Annotated in this window: 1 protein-coding gene; it reads right to left on the bottom strand. The window is 42.0% G+C overall.

The window, feature by feature from the left end:
- Nucleotides 1–155: 155 nt before the first annotated feature.
- Complete coding sequence (locus LI091_RS18325; RefSeq protein ID WP_173734718.1) at nt 156–1,571, bottom strand: RNA-guided endonuclease InsQ/TnpB family protein; 1,416 nt, start codon at nt 1,569–1,571, stop codon at nt 156–158.
- Nucleotides 1,572–1,721 lie beyond the last annotated feature (150 nt).

Here is a 1,721-nt window from a genome sequence, read left to right as displayed (position 1 = left end):
TGTGAACTTACCCACCGCTTGCTTACGCTGAAGCGGGGGCTTCCTGCCTAAACCGGGTGACATATTATGCACGTCTGTAAGCGTGACCCCGTAGCTCGACAGGCTACTCCGGCGTTCCACCGGTAATATTGTCGGGTAACCGATAGATTGCGTATCTACACAATCATAGTAAGCAGGGAAGGCTTTTTATATCCTTCCACTGCTGGTCTAGACATATTTTCTTCAAGAATCCGGAAACCTTCTTCCAGGATATTGGCAGCTGCATTTTTGTCGCGGCTTATAACATGCCCGCATTCAGGGCATACATACACCCTGTCTTCAAGTTTCAAATCCTTGTTTATGTATCCGCAATGGCTGCAGGTCTTAGAAGATGGATACCATCTATCAACACGGATAAGAAGTTTTCCAAGTTTATTGCACAATTCTTCAAGAATCTGCGTAAACTTTCCCCATCCGATATCGGAAACAGATTTTCCAAGATTCAGGCCTTTCTTCATTGCTGCCATGTCCAGGTCTTCAATCGCAATCAGGTCATACCCTCTAACAAGCCTTACAGCAATCTGGTGAAGAAAATCGTCCCTGCGATGCTTGGCTTTCGCATGCAGACGTGCAATCTTCCGGCACTGCTTGTTGTAATTGTTAGAGTCTTTAACCATCTTGGAACGTTTACGCTGCTCCCTTGCGATACGTTTTTCTAATTTGCGGTATTGCTTCAGAAAGCGAACTTCCCGTCCATTTAGTTCATAGGACGGCCTCTTGCCAGTGGAATCTATATACAGGAACGGTACAGACATATCAAGCCCGATTCCAGAAACGGCGTCCCTGTTTCCTGTTTCAAAAAAATCCTGTAATCCGGTGGATGGTTCAATTTCTTCTGTCGGATATTCAAACGCGATGGAAAAATACCATTTTCCATCCGGTTCATGTGTGATGGTCACGTTTTTTAATGTGCCGCCAGGCGTAACTGGTCTGTGCATGGAAAGATGTATCGGTCTCGCAATCTTAGGCAGGCGTATTCCATTACCTTCTATTCTGATATTATGGTTAGTATAATTTGTCGTATAACTGTCTGTGCAGATATTCTTTTTCTTGAATCGTGGCTTCCCCTTATCTCCGGAAAAATAATCATTTCGTGCTTTTTCCAGATGGAGCTGTACATTTGCCAGATTGGAAGAGTCCATATCTCTCAGCCATTCCATCCCGGAAACATTTTTGTAATCTGCAGGTGTCATCGGAATAGTAAAACCCAATTCTTTCCACATCAGGTTGTAATCAGAAAGCATCAGGTTCCACATAAAACGTGCCGCTCCAATATTCTGCTTTAATAAAGACTCCTGTTCTTCTGTTGGATAGCCACGAAAACGGTATGCAATAAATACAGTGTCAGGTTTCGCAATACGTCTGGATGACGACTTTTTATGTGATGTAGATTTTTCTGAAATAACAAAATTCCTGTCTATCACATCATACAGGCTACAGGATGGCGTAGATGTAGCAGCAAGTGTATATAACTTCTTATTCTTCTCACACGTCATGATAAAATCATCATGTTTAGATTTTCGTTTTGCCATACGTTCACCTCATGTATGCATTTTTCTTACATGTATAATATGCCAAATTTTTACTAGATTGTAAAATTTTTGCGAGGCTTTTAGTAAAAAAAGAGAATTCATCTCACCGCCTTAGAGGCGGGAGAATTCTTCTCTAAAATGTGTTAAAAT

It is taken from the genome of Blautia sp. MSK20_18, assembly GCF_020553125.1.
In the GTDB taxonomy this organism is placed as follows: Bacteria; Bacillota; Clostridia; order Lachnospirales; family Lachnospiraceae; genus Blautia_A; species Blautia_A fusiformis.
The sequence above is the reverse complement of the archived record's forward strand: the minus strand, read 5'-3'. Positions and strand labels throughout refer to the sequence as shown.

Bases quoted from the DNA above. Each gene is read 5' to 3' on its own strand.
- LI091_RS18325 (WP_173734718.1), bottom strand. From the start codon at position 1,571: ATGGCAAAACGAAAATCTAAACATGATGATTTTATCATGACGTGTGAG.